Source organism: Gloeomargarita sp. SRBZ-1_bins_9, assembly GCA_039794565.1.
In the GTDB taxonomy this organism is placed as follows: Bacteria; Cyanobacteriota; Cyanobacteriia; order Gloeomargaritales; family Gloeomargaritaceae; genus Gloeomargarita.
Map to the genome: position 1 here is coordinate 77,152 of JAUQVX010000007.1, position 16,513 is coordinate 93,664.

General features: G+C 58.2%; 15 protein-coding genes. 9 read left to right on the forward strand and 6 right to left on the reverse strand.

Annotation, left to right across the window (positions count from 1 at the left end):
- The first annotated feature begins 26 nt into the window (after positions 1-26).
- Both Q6L55_07760 and Q6L55_07765 read left to right on the forward strand, forming a co-directional pair.
- Entirely contained in the window at positions 27-3,872 is a 3,846-nt protein-coding gene (locus Q6L55_07760; protein ID MEN9258605.1) for a hypothetical protein, read from the forward strand.
- A gap of 91 nt (positions 3,873-3,963) precedes the next feature.
- A complete protein-coding gene (locus Q6L55_07765) occupies positions 3,964-4,440 on the forward strand; it encodes a Fur family transcriptional regulator (protein MEN9258606.1) in 477 nt (158 codons plus the stop codon).
- Here the strand turns inward: Q6L55_07765 and Q6L55_07770 are convergent.
- Positions 4,388-5,170 carry an ABC transporter ATP-binding protein gene (locus Q6L55_07770; GenBank protein MEN9258607.1) on the reverse strand — a complete coding sequence of 261 codons (783 nt, stop codon included), beginning with the start codon at positions 5,168-5,170 and terminating at the stop codon, positions 4,388-4,390. The two genes, Q6L55_07765 and Q6L55_07770, sit on opposite strands and share 53 nt — an antisense overlap.
- A 609-nt stretch (positions 5,171-5,779) precedes the next feature.
- On the opposite strand from Q6L55_07770, the gene hemC reads away from it, so the two are divergent.
- The 5 genes from hemC to Q6L55_07795 all read left to right on the forward strand — a co-directional run bounded on the left by hemC (position 5,780) and on the right by Q6L55_07795 (position 10,854).
- On the forward strand, positions 5,780-6,736 hold the full coding sequence (gene hemC, locus Q6L55_07775) for a hydroxymethylbilane synthase (protein ID MEN9258608.1): 957 nt from the start codon (positions 5,780-5,782) through the stop codon (positions 6,734-6,736).
- Between the two features lie 75 nt (positions 6,737-6,811).
- Positions 6,812-8,185 carry a bifunctional UDP-N-acetylglucosamine diphosphorylase/glucosamine-1-phosphate N-acetyltransferase GlmU gene (gene glmU / locus Q6L55_07780; GenBank protein ID MEN9258609.1) on the forward strand — a complete coding sequence of 458 codons (1,374 nt, stop codon included), beginning with the start codon at positions 6,812-6,814 and terminating at the stop codon, positions 8,183-8,185.
- Complete coding sequence (gene rsmI, locus Q6L55_07785) at positions 8,169-9,017, forward strand: 16S rRNA (cytidine(1402)-2'-O)-methyltransferase (GenBank protein ID MEN9258610.1); 849 nt, start codon at positions 8,169-8,171, stop codon at positions 9,015-9,017. The genes glmU and rsmI overlap by 17 nt, the downstream gene beginning before the upstream one ends.
- A gap of 52 nt (positions 9,018-9,069) precedes the next feature.
- Positions 9,070-9,822 (forward strand): hypothetical protein, encoded by a 753-nt coding sequence (locus Q6L55_07790; GenBank protein MEN9258611.1) that lies wholly within the window; start codon positions 9,070-9,072, stop codon positions 9,820-9,822.
- 12 nt (positions 9,823-9,834) lie between these two features.
- Positions 9,835-10,854: a sugar phosphate nucleotidyltransferase gene (locus Q6L55_07795; protein ID MEN9258612.1), complete on the forward strand. Its 1,020-nt coding sequence runs from the start codon at positions 9,835-9,837 to the stop codon at positions 10,852-10,854.
- Positions 10,855-10,857: 3 nt separating this feature from the next.
- Here the strand turns inward: Q6L55_07795 and Q6L55_07800 are convergent, their stop codons facing one another.
- Positions 10,858-10,974, reverse strand: a complete 117-nt coding sequence (locus Q6L55_07800; GenBank protein ID MEN9258613.1) for a photosystem II protein T — start codon at positions 10,972-10,974, stop codon at positions 10,858-10,860.
- Between the two features lie 28 nt (positions 10,975-11,002).
- Positions 11,003-11,848, reverse strand: a complete 846-nt coding sequence (locus Q6L55_07805) for a prephenate/arogenate dehydrogenase (protein MEN9258614.1) — start codon at positions 11,846-11,848, stop codon at positions 11,003-11,005.
- 41 nt (positions 11,849-11,889) lie between these two features.
- On the opposite strand from Q6L55_07805, the gene Q6L55_07810 reads away from it, so the two are divergent.
- Together Q6L55_07810 and bchB are read left to right on the forward strand one after the other, a co-directional pair.
- Entirely contained in the window at positions 11,890-13,332 is a 1,443-nt protein-coding gene (locus Q6L55_07810) for a hypothetical protein (protein ID MEN9258615.1), read from the forward strand.
- Between the two features lie 135 nt (positions 13,333-13,467).
- Complete coding sequence (gene bchB, locus Q6L55_07815) at positions 13,468-14,994, forward strand: ferredoxin:protochlorophyllide reductase (ATP-dependent) subunit B (protein MEN9258616.1); 1,527 nt, start codon at positions 13,468-13,470, stop codon at positions 14,992-14,994.
- On the opposite strand, the gene Q6L55_07820 is transcribed toward bchB, so the two are convergent.
- The 3 genes from Q6L55_07820 to Q6L55_07830 are packed head-to-tail and all read right to left on the reverse strand — an operon-like array spanning position 14,991 to position 16,254.
- Positions 14,991-15,389 (reverse strand): Fur family transcriptional regulator, encoded by a 399-nt coding sequence (locus tag Q6L55_07820; protein MEN9258617.1) that lies wholly within the window; start codon positions 15,387-15,389, stop codon positions 14,991-14,993. The genes bchB and Q6L55_07820 overlap by 4 nt on opposite strands.
- A 12-nt stretch (positions 15,390-15,401) precedes the next feature.
- Entirely contained in the window at positions 15,402-15,608 is a 207-nt protein-coding gene (locus tag Q6L55_07825; protein MEN9258618.1) for a glycogen debranching protein, read from the reverse strand.
- A gap of 37 nt (positions 15,609-15,645) precedes the next feature.
- On the reverse strand, positions 15,646-16,254 hold the full coding sequence (locus Q6L55_07830) for an aminodeoxychorismate/anthranilate synthase component II (GenBank protein ID MEN9258619.1): 609 nt from the start codon (positions 16,252-16,254) through the stop codon (positions 15,646-15,648).
- Positions 16,255-16,513 lie beyond the last annotated feature (259 nt).

The window sequence follows — 16,513 nt, forward strand, 5'->3', positions numbered from 1 at the left end:
TCCTTTGAATTTGCAGTAGGTAACTCATGGGTTTAACCGATTGTCATTTGCGTTTGCGGGTGTTGTTTTTTGGGGGTGGTTTGCTATGGTCTGTCGGTGTCCATCCCGTCTGGGCGCAGCCAATTCAGCCCCATGGGTTTGTGAAGTACCACAGTGAGGAACGGGGACAGGACGGCCATACCAGTCTAGGGGTACGTATTCCCTTGACTCGGGAAACGGCCTCCTTTTTCTTCCTGGAACCCCACCTGAAAATCTTCGACAATGGCAGCCTCGGTTCATCGGTCATTGTGGGTTGGCGTACCCTTAGGCGCAAAGACCTCTTCGGCACCTTTATCGGCTACGACAACCGTGATGTCCTAGGCCGCGTCTTCCACCAACTCAGCGTCGGCGCCGAGTACAAACGGGAGCGCTTTGGGGCCTATGTCACCGGCTTTTTACCCATCGGGCGGCGGCAGGCAGATGCTGGCTTAGGCACAGTACTCGATGCCAACTTCTTCGATGGCCCTTTTTACGTGTTTGAGCGCCGGGAACGTCGTTTTAATAGCACGATGGCCGGTTGGGAAATCGCCGTAGATACCACCATTCCCGTAGGGCCAGATTATATGCGTCCACGCCTAGGGGTGTACTACTTGGAGTCCCCCTACACCAGTACAGTTGGGGTCAAGGGGGAAATACGCTACGACCATGCCTGGTTCAACCTCGGTTTGGGGGTGCAGCATGATAGGGTGTTTGATACGCGGGTATCGTTCCAAGTGGGGATCAACTTACCGGGTCATCCGCGCCAACCCCAGGCACCCACGCTTGCCCAGCGGCTATATGAGCCTGTGGAAAAACCTAGCACCATCATTGTGCAAAATGTCGCGGAGGGGATTACCGACATTTTGGCAATCAATCCCGACACCAACCAGCCGTATCAGTTTTACATCGTGACGGATAATCCGGCAGGTTTGCGGGGGACACCGATGGTATTCCCAGGGACACCAGCAGGTCTAACAGCTGCCTTGAGCAGTGCCGCCGGTGCTAGTGGGAATGGGGTGACCTATATTTATCAAAAAAATAGTGCTTTGGCGCCTTTAGTGGGTAGTTTTTCCGTCGGGGATGGGGTGAAGTTAGTATCGAGTTCGGCACCGGTGGCCAATTTCTTCAACCGAAGCTTGCCGTTTATTGCCCAGCGGGGAGTGGGTGGGCCGCCGGTGGATTTTGACAGTTTCTTGACGGTCAATGACGGTCAACCCTTACCCCAGATTCAGGGAAACATTCAACTGGTTGCGGGTGGGAATCGCCAGGCTGTTGTGGGCTTGGCAATTAACCCTAACAGCGCCAGCGCCGGGATAAGCGGTACCAACAACAGTAACCCGGTAATCCTTTCCAACAAGATTACCGACGCCCAGGATACGGGAATCGCATTAAAGAACGCCAGCAGCTCAATCGGCAGTTTCACCTTGTCTATCAAAAATCAGCTTGTCAAAGCCGGAGATATATTTGTTGTCAATAATCAGGTTGAAAAGACCACCAGTTCGCAGGATGCCAGGGGTATTTTGGTTACGGTTAAAAGCGGAAGCGTTACGGTTGCAGACAGTAGGATCAGTGATACAATCGCCCCAGATGCCCGGGGAATTCGCGTAGAAGCTATAGGTAATACAAACAGTATATCTATCCTGAATTCCCACGTACAGGGAACCACGGGTCAAACCAAAGCAGTTGGGATAGATGTGACAACTCAGGGTGGCGATGTTGCTACAGTTACCATCGGTGGCACGAATACGGTTAATGATACCAAAGCTACAGCAGGTGGCGCTCTCGGTGATGGGGCATCAGGGGTGGCCATTTCCACACAGGATACGATCCAGGTGGTGAATATTACCGGTAGCAATACTATCCAAAACACCCAAGCTGATTTTGATAAAGCTACAGCCCTGGGCTTGGCAGTAACGACTATCGCACCAGGTTCCACGATTGGTCAAGTCAATGTCAGCGCCAACAATACCATTAGCAATACAACTACTCTGGCTACTGTGGATGCAACTGCCGGTGGAATTGGTATTTTTACAACGGCAGATAATTCAACAATCGGCGTAGTAAATATCACGGGAAATAATACCATTTCTCAAACCAAGTCCGGCGACCAAGCAGGGGGGATTGGTGTCACAACTAATGGCGCTAATTCATCTATTGGTAGCGTGAGTATTACCGGTAATAATGTCATTACTGACACCCAAACTAGTGGATTTAGAGCTATTGGATTGGTTGTCGGTACAACAGGAGCAAATTCTAAGATTGCCAATGGTGGCGTTATCAATATCACTGGCAGCCATCAGATCGTCAATACAGAGGCGAATCCCCTCGGTAATTCGGTGGCCTTTGGCGCGGCAATTCTAACAAACTTTAATGCCAATAATGCCACCATTGCTCAGAACGGTACTATCAACATTGAAAATCTGGATATTCAAAATACTTCAGCCTTTAATGGGGCAGCGGGTTTAGGGATTGTGGCCAGCGCTACCGCCTCTAGTATTGCTAGCAGTGGGGTGATTAATGTTGGCAATATCAAAGTGAATAATGTCACTGCTGTGGTTGATAGTTCCGGTATTAGCATAGCCACGGGATTTCCAGGTTTCCTATTTACAAATCAGACTATTGGGGATATTCGTATTACGGGTCAGAACACAATTAGCAATATCCTGGCAACGGCCACTGCTGCCGGAATTAGTGTTCGAGTTCCCCCCAGCGCCCTCAACAGTACAGTGGGCAATATCACCATCGGCTCGGCCAACCCAACGGAAAGAACAAGTGTTCAGGATGTGCGGGCAACTGGCGTCCAGGGTAGAGCCTATGGGATTGAGGTACAGACGGGTATCGGTTCAACTTTTGGTGATGTGACTATACGGAATTCAGATGTCAGTACTAGTGGTCAGGTCAAGGGCACCCTGGCTGCTAGGGGTATTGTTGTGCAAGCCGGAATTACGCAATCTGGGCCAACGCCAGGCAATATGGGCAATGTGTCAATTACTGGTAATCAGGTGGGTAGTCCCATTTCTCCTGTCGAGGTAACGGCTACATCATTCCGTGATGCCATTGGTATATTGGTGCGTGCGGTCAACAATAACACAATTGGTGACTTAACTATACAGGGTAATACTGTCAATGGCGTTATCGCTAATGCGGGTTCACGGGCCCAGGGAATCGTTGCGAATGCTGTGGTCTCTAATTTGCCAGGTGGCAGTCCGCGCATTGGTACGGTTACCCCCGGTGCTCCAAGTGTTATTATTCGTGACAACAGCGTGACGGCCGGCAATGCTACTACGTTAACTACTGATGGCATTTTGCTGGGGACGGAATTGCTCTTTCCACAAGCGGGGCAAAATCCTGAGATTGGTCGGGCTTTGGTTGCCAACAATACGATCAACGTGCAGTCAGCCAATTTAGTAGGCCAAGCGGGAGCTACCGGTATCCGCATTTATAACGATAACCTGGCCATACCCAACCCCAATCACGTCAATGTGGATATTCTCAATAACACGATCAACTTTAGCGGCGGCAATTTTGCACCGACAGGTTCACCGAACGATGGTTCTTCTTCTGGTGTTTTTGTCCAGGCTAATACAGGTACAGCTACCCGGCCAGTTTGTGTACGGATTGCAGGTAATGCGTCAACCACTCCTAACGCCCTCAATACCCACTTCCGCTTTTTGCATGTGGCCGGCGGTGTCGCTCTCTTCAATGCCACGCCTAATCCGATTACCACTAACGCCCAGTTGGGGACGTTTCTAACTACAGGGGCTGGTAATACAGTGACTGGGGGTGCCAGTGCGGCCTTCAGCCATAACCCGACAATCCCGGCCATCAACTCGACGATTTGCCCTAACTACTGACCCAAGCCGTACTGGAAATGACTTTGCCTTGAGTTATAATGGGGGCATGGGGGTATATTAACCAAGATTTAACAAACGTAGGGGTAGGGTGATGGCCGGTAAAGGTACGGGCGTGCGGTCGTTGGCGGAGGCGATCCAGCGGTGTCAAGCGCTGGGGATGCGCTTAAGTCAGCAGCGGCGGGCAATTTTGGAGTTGTTGTGGCAAACGGGGGAGCATTTGTCGGCGCGGGAGATTTACCACCGGTTGAATGCCCAGGGCCAGGACATCGGCCACACGTCGGTGTATCAGAATCTGGATGCCCTGGCGTCCCAAGGGGTAATCGAGTGTATCGAGCGGGCAGATGGGCGTCTCTATGGCCGGATCAGCGAACCCCATAGCCATGTGCATTGCTTAGATACGCAGCGGATTCAGGATGTGTGGGTGGAGCTGCCGCCGGAGTTGATTGCTCAGGTGGAGCGGCAGACGGGCACGAAAATTACCCATTACCGGATTGACTTTTTTGGTTACCAGCACCCTAGTCCACCGGGCGAATCGGCCCCTGTAGCTCACCGCGCAGAAACTGGGTGAGATAGGGGTTGTCGCTGGTGTCCAGGTCGGCGGGGGTGCCTTCCCAGCGAATTTGACCGTCGTAGAGCAGTAAGATGCGGTCGGCGGCCCGGCGAATGGTGCTTTCTTGGTGGGTGACGACGACGTAGGTGGCGGCGTGCTGGACGGACTTTTGCAAATGGCGCATTAGGTCTTCGATGCGATGGGCGGCGATGGGGTCTAGGCCGGCGGTGGGTTCGTCATAAAGCAAAATGTCTAGATTGTCGTCGGGGGTGTCGGGGTCTGCGATGATCGCCCGAGCTAGGGCCACCCGCCGGCGCATGCCCCCCGAAAGTTCCGCCGGATAGCGGTCGCCGATGCCTTTGAGTCCAACGCGCTCTAAACTTTGCTCCACCAGTTCCTGGATGCGTTCTGGCGGTAGGCGACTGTGTTCGGTCAGCAAAAAACCTACGTTTTCGGCTACGGTGAGGGAGTCAAACAGGGCCGCTTCCTGAAATACCATGCCGATGCGGGCTGGGCTTTTTTCCCCTTCGGTGACCAGGACTTGGGGGTGGCCTTTGACCCAAACTTCTCCCGCATCGGGCACCATCAGTCCCGCCATGAGTCGTAGAGTTGTGGATTTGCCGGCCCCCGATGGTCCAATAATGGCCACCGCTTCCCCAGGATACACCGCCAAACTCACGCCGTTGAGGACAGGCCGGCTACCTAGGGTTTTGTGAACGTGGCGAAATTCGATGATGGGCTGGGCCATAGGGACGGAGGTCGCCTGTTTATCACTATATCTGCTGCCACGCCATGGGGGAGTCCTTCCCCGGCAAGGTTGCTGGGCTGGGAGATGGGTCACTACCCCTGGAAATCCCGCAACGAGCTGTTTGCCAGTTGGGGGCCATGGCGCAACTGACCTCCGGGTAGTACCATGCGCTGATTCGGCAGGGGCAGTTGGCACCCCAGGAACGCATAGAGTTGATTGCCGGCCTATTACACCCGATGTTCCCTAAAGGCGCCCTATTGCAGCTTTTGCCGTCCTTGACTCCAATGCCAGGACTGGATTACACAGTGAGCCGGAGTAGGACATGGTCATTGTCGAAGACGGGGTTGATCTGGAGTGCCACCCCAGCCCGCCGGCGATTCTCCTGGTGATCAAATGTATGCCCAGGCGGGGATTCCCACCCGTTGGCTGGTGAACTTACTGGACAACTAAGGTTGACAGCGAGCCGAAAACAGGGGGTTATCAGAAGCAGACGGTTTACACCCGTGACCAGACGGTGCCGTTTTTCGGTGCGGCTATCCCCTGTGGGGCATTCCTGCTGTAGCCCCTTTGGACCTATCCTAGAGAATTACTGGCTTTTTTTAACTCCCCATGGCTCTTGTCACCCGCATCGGTTCCCGCCAGAGTCAACTGGCCCTGATTCAGACCCACTGGGTGCGCGACGAATTGCAAAAGCATTACCCGGACCGGGAGTTTCCCATCATCACCATGACCACCCAGGGGGACAAAATTTTGGATGTGGCCCTGGCCAAGATTGGGGACAAGGGACTGTTCACCAAAGAGCTGGAGCAGGCGCTGCTGCGACAGGAAGTGGATTTGGCGGTGCATTCGCTGAAGGATTTGCCGACGCGTATGCCGGAGGGTCTGGTGTTGGGGGCTATTACCCAACGGGAAGAACCCCGGGATGCCCTGGTGCTCCATCCCCGCTGGCAGAGGGCACGGCTGGCGGACTTACCGGCGGGTACGGTTATCGGCACGTCGTCCCTGCGGCGGTTGGCCCAGTTGCGCCACCGGTTTCCCCATCTTACCTTCCGGGACATTCGCGGCAATTTGAATACGCGCCTGCAAAAGCTGGACCGGGGGGACTACGATGGGCTGATTCTGGCGGTGGCGGGTTTGCGGCGGCTGGGGTGGGCCGACCGGATTAGCGAGGTGTTGGAGCCGGAGATTTCCCTGTATGCCGTCGGGCAGGGGGCGTTGGGGGTGCAATGCCGGGCGGCAGATGAATCGGTGCGGGAGCTTTTGCAGGTGGTGCATCACCAGGAGACGGCGCTGCGCTGTTGGGCGGAACGGGCCTTTTTGCGCCAGTTGGAGGGAGGTTGCCAGGTGCCGATTGGGGTGCATTCACAACTCGAGGGGGAGATGTTGACCCTGAGCGGTGTGGTGCTCAGTTTGGACGGGCAACAGCGGGTGGCGGGTACGCAAACGGCGCGGGTGACCAACGAAACGGAGGCAGCAGTCCTAGGGGAGGCCCTGGCCCAATCCCTGCGACAACAGGGGGCGGAGGCCATTCTCCAGGCTATTTTTGCGACGGTAGGGCGGGGCTGAGGCTTGCCAGGGGGGCCACCGGGTCGCTAGAGTCATCAGGGGGGGGGGTGACGTAGGACGCAAGGAGCAGCAGCGATGGTGGCAGTGGCAGTATTGGCGGCGGGCAAAGGGACGCGGATGAAGTCGAGCATTCCCAAGGTGCTGCACCCGCTGGCGGGGAAACCGATGGTGGAGCGGGTACTCCAGAGCACCCAGGCGCTGCCGGTGGAGCGGTTACTGGTGGTGGTGGGCCATGGCGCGGACCGGGTGCGTCAGGTCTTGGCCCATTGGCCCCGGGTGGAATTCGTGGAGCAATCGCCGCTGCTGGGAACGGGGCATGCGGTGCAGCAGTTGGTGCCTTACCTGGAGAACTACACCGGTGATTTGTTGGTGCTCAACGGCGATGTGCCCCTGATTCGCCCGGAAACGCTCCTGCAGTTGTGGGAAACCCATCGCCAGGGACAGTACGCGGTGACGTTGCTGACGGCCCTGTTGATGGACCCCACGGGCTACGGGCGGGTGATTTGCGATGGGCAGATGCACGTGAGCGCTATCATTGAGGACCGGGATTGTACACCGGCGCAACGGCAAAACCAGCGCGTCAATGCGGGCATTTACTGTTTCCGCTGGCCCCAGTTGCGGGAAGTCCTGCCCCGTTTGACCCCCAACAATCAACAGCAGGAGTACTACCTGACCGACACCATTCAGTGGCTCAAACCGGCGCGGGCGGTGGACATTCCTGACAGCACGGAAATCCTGGGCATCAACGACCGGCAGCAACTGGCGACGGCCACCCAACTGTTCTACGCCCGCCTGCGGGAGTCTTGGCTGCACCGGGGGGTGACCATGATTGACCCGGATAGCGTCACGATTGAGGATGAGGTGGAACTGGCGCCGGATGTGGTGATCGAACCCCAAACCCATCTGCGGGGGCGTACGGTCATCGGTACGGGCAGTCACATCGGCCCCGGCTGCTGGCTGGAAAACAGCACCATCGGGGAAAACGTGCGCATTCTCTACTCGGTGGTGGCCAATAGCGTTATTGGCGCGGGGTGCCAGGTGGGACCCTTTGCCCATGTGCGCGACCAGACCCAGGTGGCGGAAAACTGCCGGGTGGGCAATTTTGTGGAGATGAAAAAAACCCAGATGGGGCCGGGTAGTCGGGCGGCTCACCTGAGTTATTTGGGGGATGCCCAAATCGGTGCCCGGGTGAATGTGGGGGCCGGCGCCATCACTGCCAATTTCGATGGGCGGGACAAGCACCCCACGGTGATCCAGGACAACTGCAAGCTGGGGGCCAACTGTGTGCTGGTGGCGCCGGTGACGTTGGGTGAAGGAGTAACGGTGGCGGCAGGGTCGGTGGTGACGGAGGATGTACCCCCCGATGCCTTGGTCATTGCCCGGGCGCGCCAGGTGGTCAAACCCGGTTGGCGACCCCCCTACCTGCGCAACCATGACGCCACTTCCTGAGGGACGGCTGTATCTGGTGGCTACCCCCATCGGCCATTTGGAGGACATCACCCTACGGGCGCTGCGGGTGCTGAAAGAAGTGCACCTGATCGCCGCCGAGGACACCCGCCACACAGGGAAATTGCTCCATCACTATGGCATCACGACGCCCCAGGTGAGCTATCACCAGCACAATTGGCGCCAGCGTCTGGGGGAACTGCTCCAGCGGTTGCAGGCCGGGGAACAGATTGCCCTGGTGAGTGATGCGGGGACGCCGGGCATCAGTGACCCGGGCCAAGAACTGGTCCAAGCCTGCCTTGCCCAAGGGATTCCCGTAACGCCCGTTCCCGGGTGTAATGCCGCCATCACCGCCCTGGTGGCCAGTGGCTTGCCCACCACTCCCTTTCTGTTTCTGGGGTTTTTGCCCCCTAGGGAGACGGCGCGGCGCCAGGTGCTCCAGCGGGTCAAGGTGGTGGCAGCCACGCTCATTTGCTATGAGGCACCCCATCGGCTGGTCGCCAGTCTAACTACCATGACGGAGGTGCTGGGGGACCGGCGGTGTGTGGTGGCCCGGGAGTTGACCAAAGTCCACGAAGAATTTTGGCGAGGAACCTTGTCGGCAGCGGCGCGGCACTATGTCGAACATCCCCCCAAGGGGGAAATCACCCTGGTGGTAGCGGGCGCCGAACCAAACCCGGACATTCCCCTGGCCCAGGTGCAGTCGGAGGTGGAGCGGTTGGTGGCCCAGGGGTTAGGTTGTCGGGAAATTGCCCAGCAGTTGGCCGCCCAGACCGGTTGGCCCCGCCGGACCTTGTACCAATTGGCGCTGCAGTGCCACCGGCAGGGGAGTTGACGCCAGGGGTCGTTCCTGCTATCTATGAAGCACGGCGCCGCTACCCCCGCCCATGTTAATCGTCAAAGCCTGGTATTTGGACTACCCCCTACTGCCGGAGGATGTGGAACAGCGCCCCCCAACGTTGCGGTTGAGCAAAAAAAGTTTACTGAAACGGGCCTTTCGGGGTTTTTTTGTGGATGATGCCCAGGAAGTGCAACAGGCAGCGTGGTTTCGCAGTTTCCTGGCCGGGGAAAAGGTGGAGTTTTACCTGGAGGGCAGCGGCACCTACACCCTGGCGAATATGGACCTGGTCAGCCGCGAGGTATACCTAGAGCGTTCCGAGCTGCCGCCGGCCTTTCCCCCCCTAATTTTCTTTTGCGACCAAACGGACCTACCCGATAGCAGCGCCCAAATTGGCCACGCCCTACACCAGACCATCCACAAGTTGCAAACCCAGCACATCCTACGGGGAAAAATCCGCCTTGAACGCCCGGCCCGCCTACCCGATGGCACCGTGCGTCTGGATACGGATGTGCGGCGGTTGATTCGCCAGTCCCTGGTGGTGATTGCTGATACAACCCCGATTATCACCGTCAACGGCAAGGGGTTTCCCAGTCCCGAGGTGTGCCTGGGGGTAGGCTATGCCCTGATGACCAAAAAGCCTTACCAAATCAAGCTGGTGCAATGGCCGTCCCCGGAACCGGTCCGCTTTCCCTTTAGCATCAGCGATGAACTCCGCCTACTGCCCCGCAACGCCGCGGAATTGGCCCGGCAACTGGAACAGGCATTGACCGAGGTGTGCAAACGCTTTCGCCTGCTGTGAGGAGGGATGGGAATGACTGTGCGCTTTGTGCCGGTGGTGCTGGCGGGGGGTAAAGGGGAACGGTTCTGGCCCCTGAGTCGCTTCAACCGACCCAAACAGTTTCTTTCCTTAGATGGCAGTGGCCGCACCCTGCTCCAAAACACCGTGGCCCGCTTGCCCGCCGGGGAGGTCTGGGTGGTGACCCGCGCCGACTTGGTTCCCCTAGTGCACGAACAACTCCCCGAGCTACCCCGCGACCGAATTTTAGGGGAGCCAGAACCCCGAGATACAGCGCCGGCGGTGGCCTGGGTCACATGGGAATTGCAGCGGCGCTATGGCCCGGAAACCGTGGTGGGCATTTTCCCGGCGGACCACTGGATTCCCGACACCCAGGCGTTTCAGCACACCTTGGCCCAGGCGATTGCTGTGGCTACCCAAACCCAGAGCATCGTGACCTTGGGGATCACTCCCACCCATCCGGCCACCGGCTATGGCTATATCCAGCGAGGGGAACCCGTGGCCGAAGGAGCTTACCGAGTGGTGCGCTTTACGGAAAAACCGGATGTAGCCCAGGCTGTGCAGTTTCTGGCCACCGGCGAATACCACTGGAACGGGGGCATGTTTATTTTTCCGGCGGGGGTGATGTGGCAGGAGCTGGAGCAGCACACGCCCCAAATTGCCGTACCCTTACAGGACCAGGGCCTAGCCGCCTACCCCACCTTGCCCAAAATCAGCATTGACTACGCCGTCATGGAGCACACCCAAAGGGCCGTCGTGGTGCCAGTGACCTTTGCCTGGGATGACCTGGGGGATTGGCGCAGTTTGGAACGATTACCCCAGCGTCCCCTACCGGTGCAACACGTGGATTGGCAGAGCCAAGGCGTCCAGGTCTACAGCACCGACCCCCAGGAACTGGTTGCCACCTTGGGCCTCCAGGACGTGGTGATCGTACGCCACGGCTCCGTCACCCTGGTGGTGGCCGCCGACCGCACCCAAGAGATCAAAAAACTGCTGACCCATCTGCAGGCCCAGGGCTACAGCGCCTACCTGTAAGACCTATTTGTTTTCCCGGCGCACGCTGGGGTCAATGCGGGGGGGTTCCCGGAAAAAGATGGCAAAAAAGATCACCCCCAGGGCACCCACCAGCAACACGGTGTAGGTCAATGCCTCCATAGCCACCTCCTGAGCTGCTGCTTCTATTCTAGGGGGGTGTGGTCATCTGTTGACGTACCCACCGCGTCTGCTGAAGGTAGGCAGTCAGCGCCGGCACGTCTTGACTTTCCACCAGGTGAATCACCGCTTGCAACTGGGCCTGGTACTGCCGGAGACCTTGGAGCAGGGCTTCCCGGTTGAATTGGGCCAGGCAGGCTCCCAGCTCCGGATTGCCTCCCCCGACCCGCGTGGTATCCCGCCAACCGGAACTGGCCAACCGTTGCGCCAGATGGGCCACCTGGGGGTCCGTTTCCTGGGCATAGGCCGCCAGCAGCGCTGCACTTACCCAGAGGGGCAGATGGGAAATCCAGGCCACCGCCCGGTCATGCAGGGTCGGGTCGCAGACCAGGACCTGGGCACCCAATTCCCTAACGAGGTCCTGCAACTGTTGCAACTGGTGGGCGTCGGTCCGGGGCGTGGGCGTAAGCACATAGGGGCGCTGGCGAAACAAACCCACCTGGGCCGCTGCCATGCCCTGATCGGCGGTTCCGGCCATGGGATGCCCACCGATGAATCCTGGCCATAGGGATGTCAGGGCTTGCACCAGGGGCGCTTTGACTGACCCCACATCGGTCAAAATGGTTTCAGGGTGCAGGTAGGACCGTAGGGCTTGGGTTACCGGCAGCATCTGGGACAGGGGCACGCACAGCACTACTACCTGACATCCCCGCACCAGGGATAAATCCGTAGCTCCTTGGTCAATCGCCCCCCGCTCCAAGGCCAGGGCCACCGTTTCGTCCTGTCGGCTGACCCCGATCACCTGATGGCCGGCCCGTCGCCAGTCCAAGGCCAAGGACCCACCGATGAGACCCAACCCGACAATGCCGATGCGCATGCCTTGGTCGCAGTAGGATGAACATAAATCACTCTAGCCCAATGTTGGAAGTCGAAGTCCACCGACGGTTGCGTTCCCTGTTGCAGACCCAATCGCTCCCTGCCTGGCCCCACCATTTGACCCTGGCCCGGTTGGTCACCCGTGCCTTACGCCTGGGTCCCAGTACAGTGCTGGAGGTAGGAGGATTGGCCGGGGTGCAGGGTTACTATCGCCTGGGCTATCTGGCTGCAGCTTTGTTGTGGCCGGGGACGGTGGTGGTGGTGGCCCCTTCCCCTATCCAACAGCGTTGTTTACAGGTGGACTTACCCCGGTTGCGCACCTGGTTAGGGACGGATAAACCCCTGTATCGTTACCCGGAAGTGCCAGAGGCAATAGACGGTGCCCTGGTGTTGGTCACGCCGGATCACTGGTTAAAGTTATTGCTGGCCCAAAGTTCCCCCTGGCCGGACTGGCCGACGATTGTGGACGGCTTAGACGATCTCGAAAGCTGGGCGGAGGCGGTGTTCACCCATCATTTGCCCCCTGACGGCTGGGATGCGTTGGTGTGGGCGCAACCCCACCAGGCGGAAGCCATCCGGGAAACCCAACTGGCCCTGACCCAATCCCTGCTGAGCCATCCCCCCAACCCCTACGAGCAGTGGTTACTCAACGAGACCGAACGCGGCTGGCTAGAGGCGGTCTGGCCCTGTAACCACTGGGACTGGGTGCGTTGGGTGACCCTGGAGCGGTCCTTGGAGCGGTTCACCTGCCACTGTTCACCCCTGTGGCCGCTGCGGGAGTTGTTGCCCTACTGGCCCCGCCGACCGTGGGTGGGTTTGGGAATGGCCTTGAGCAGCATCACCCTACCCCCGGTGACCCGCTGCCGGTTTGCGCCCCATCCCCGGGATGAAGTCCTACACCTGTACGCGCCAGGACACTTGCCGCCCCCCAACCATCCCCAGTTCTACAGCGCCCTGCGGCAAGAGTTGTATCGTCTCCTGCCCCATGTCAGCGGTCTGGTGGTGATTGTCGTGGACGAGCAACCCCTGCAAACCCAACTGGCTGTGACCCTGGCGGCCGAATTTGGCTCCCGGGTGCAACGGGAACGCACGGCCTTGGAGGAAAACGGCCTTCTTATCAGCGGCTGGCAGTTTTGGCAAACCCACCAGGAGCGCCTGCCCACCCCCAGCCTGCTGGTTATTCCCTTACTGCCCATTCCCTCGCGGGAGCAACCCCTGGTGGCAGCTCGGTTAGAGGCCCTGCGGCGCCAAGGACGGGATTGGTTTCGGGAATATTTGCTGCCCCAGACGCTGGATCGTCTCCAACGGGCGGTGGCCCCAGTGCGGGGGGGACGGGTGGCCCTGCTGGACAGTCGCGTGTGCCATCGCAGCTACGGCGCCCACATCCTACAAGCCCTGGAACCCGTCATTCGCCACTCGCGCTTGGCTCCCTTTTTGGGGATCGACCAGGGCGGCAACAGCCAAGTTGACTGGAGCAACCCCTAACCCGGCCATGCTGCAAATCTTTGCCTAACCCATAACAAAAGTTAAAAACACCTACATTTTCTAACGAAATAGTTGGCCAGTTGCCCGGGCGCTCTAAGCTGAAGCCTATCGGCGTGTGCGGTGGGAGAACAGGGCATGAAATTAGCCTATTGGATGTATGCCGGACCGGCCCATATCGGCACCTTGCGGATTGCCAGCTCCTTTCAGCGGGTCCATGCCGTTATGCATGCGCCCTTGGGGGATGACTATTTCAATGTCATGCGTTCCATGCTCGAGCGCGAACGCCACTTTACGCCCGTGACGGCCAGTATTGTGGACCGCCATGTTTTAGCCCAGGGATCCCAGGAAAAAGTGGTGGAAAATATCCTTCGCAAAGATAGCCAAGACCATCCCGATTTAATCATCCTTACCCCCACGTGCACCTCCAGCATTTTGCAGGAAGATTTGCAGAACTTTGTGGAGCGGGCCAGGGAACAAACCCACTGTGACGTCCTGCTGGCCGATGTCAACCACTACCGGGTCAATGAATTGCAGGCGGCGGACATCACCCTGGCTCAGGTGGTGCGTTTTTATATCGAAAAAGCCAGGCGACAGGGCTGTTTACCAACGGAAAAAACCCCTCATCCATCGGTCAATATCATTGGTTTAACGACCTTGGGGTTCCATCACCAGCACGACCGGCGCGAACTGATGAAACTGTTGCAGGATTTGGGCATCCAGGTCAATCTGATCCTGCCGTTGGGAGCTACGGTTCACGATATAGCGCGACTGCCCCAGGCCTGGTTCAACCTAGTGCCCTATCGGGAAGTGGGTTTACGCACGGCCCAGTACCTACAGGAGCAATTCGGCCTGCCCATGGTCACGACGACACCGATGGGGGTGCTAGGAACGGCCCAATGTATCCGCGATATGCAACGGGTCTTGAATGCCCAAGGATACCCCGCTGATTACGAAGCTTTTATAGACGAGCAAACCCGTTGGCAATCCCAGGCGGCCTGGTTTGCCCGTTCCATTGATTGCCAGAATTTAACGGGCAAAAAAGCGGTGGTTTTTGGCGATAATACCCACGCGGCGGCCATGACCCGCATCCTGGCCAAAGAAATGGGAATTCACGTCGTCTGGGCCGGAACCTACTGCACCGATGACGCGGATTGGTTTCGGGAACAAGTCACCGGTTGTTGCGATGGGGTGTTGGTCACCGAAGACCATACCCAGGTGGCGGATGCCATTGCCCAGGCGGAACCGGCGGCCATTTTTGGCACCCAGATGGAACGCCATATCGGCAAACGCTTGAACATTCCCTGTGGGGTGATTTCTGCGCCAGTGCATATCCAAAACTTCCCCTTGGGCTACCGCCCCTTTTTGGGCTATGAGGGAACCAATCAAATTGCCGATTTGGTCTATCACTCTTTCACATTGGGCATGGAGGACCATCTGCTGGAAATTTTCGGCGGCCACGATACCAAGGAAGTCATCACCAAAACCCTATCGGCCCCCACGGATTTGCACTGGAGCGAAGCCGCCCAAAAGGAACTGCAAAAAGTACCGGGTTTTGTGCGGGGGCGGGTCAAACGCAACACCGAGAAATTCGCCCGGGAACAGGGGATCAGCACGATTACCCTGGAAGTCCTGTACGCAGCCAAGGAGGCCCTGGGGGCTTAGGAGGCCAAGGTTTGGGTCTGGCAGCGGGGGCAAACGCCAAAAAATTCCAAGGTGTGGTAATAGACCTGGAAATGGTAGGTCTTTTGCAAAAACGCTTCCAGGTCCTCCAGGGGGCAGTCCCCTAGGGCGATGGAACTGTGACAGTGCAGACAGGTTAGGTGATGGCGGTCGTGGAGCCGGGCGCTATAGACGGCTTCGCCATTGGGGAGCAACCGCATCTGCACCGCCCCCCTTTTTTTGAGCACCTCCAACGCCCGATAAACCGTGGCCAACCCCACCCCCTGGCGCAGTTGTTTGAGTCGGAGATAAATCCCCTGGGCCGATAGGGCTTGCCCTTCCGTTTGCAACAGGGCCAGGATGCGTTGCTGACTAGGGGTCAGGGGAGCGGTGGTCATCGAACCAGCGTCCTAGCAGAGTTTGAGAGCGGTTACCGGCACCTCTTCCCAGGAGTGCACCGCTCGCAACCGCGCTTGCCACCCCTTCGCTCGTTGGTCCGGCGTCAGATTTTGCTGGAAATTGACATGGCACTGCCAGGCGACCGTCTCATCACAGGTGGCCAAACAGGCATGGATCAAACCGCCCGGGTCCACTTGCTCATTCACCCAAATCACCATCGACCGGTCCTCCCTCGCGCCTACCCCCATTTTACCCCTAGGCCACGTCCCGCAAAAAGTTCGCCAGCAGCGCATGGCCCGCCGTCGTCAGGATACTTTCCGGGTGAAACTGTACCCCCTGCAAGGTGGGATAGGCCCGGTGGCGCACCCCCATAATGGTGCCATCATCCGTCCAGGCGGTAATTTCCAACACCTCCGGGCAGGACTCCCGCTCAATCACCAGGCTGTGGTAGCGGGTGGCGGTAAAGGGCTGGGGCAATCCCTGGAAAACCCCCACCCCTTGGTGATAGATCTCCGAAGTTTTGCCATGCATGAGGGTTGGCGCCCCCACAATCCGCCCCCCAAACACCTGCCCAATGCTCTGGTGCCCCAGACACACCCCCAGGATGGGCAAAGTAGGGGCCAATTCCCGGATCAAGGCCATGGAAATCCCCGCCTCTTCCGGACGCCCCGGACCCGGTGAAATCACCACCCCCTGGGGGCGCAGTTGGTCAACCTGCTCCAGCGTAATTTGGTCATTGCGGAACACTTGCACCTCCGCCCCCAGTTCCGCCAGGTACTGCACCAGGTTGTAGGTAAAACTGTCGTAGTTGTCAATGACCAAAATTCGTGGTCCAACCACCGCGTGAAAGCAGGATACATCCATCTATTGCTGTTTATTGTATGCCATCTCGAGGCCGGCGGGACAGGCCATGCCGATGCGTCTCCCCTTAAAACCCACTGCAACCGCCGGCCACAGCCCCGGGAAAACGTCGCTTTCCAAGTGCTCTAGCTATGCGGCCTGAAACGGCGATCCGGCGTCCGTCAACTAGGTATTCTCGTACCCCCTTGGGGCCTATGCTTGTTTCGTTACCGTGCGGGGTCAATAGCTCCACCGCCGGCGGCAATTTCCACCACTGAGACAT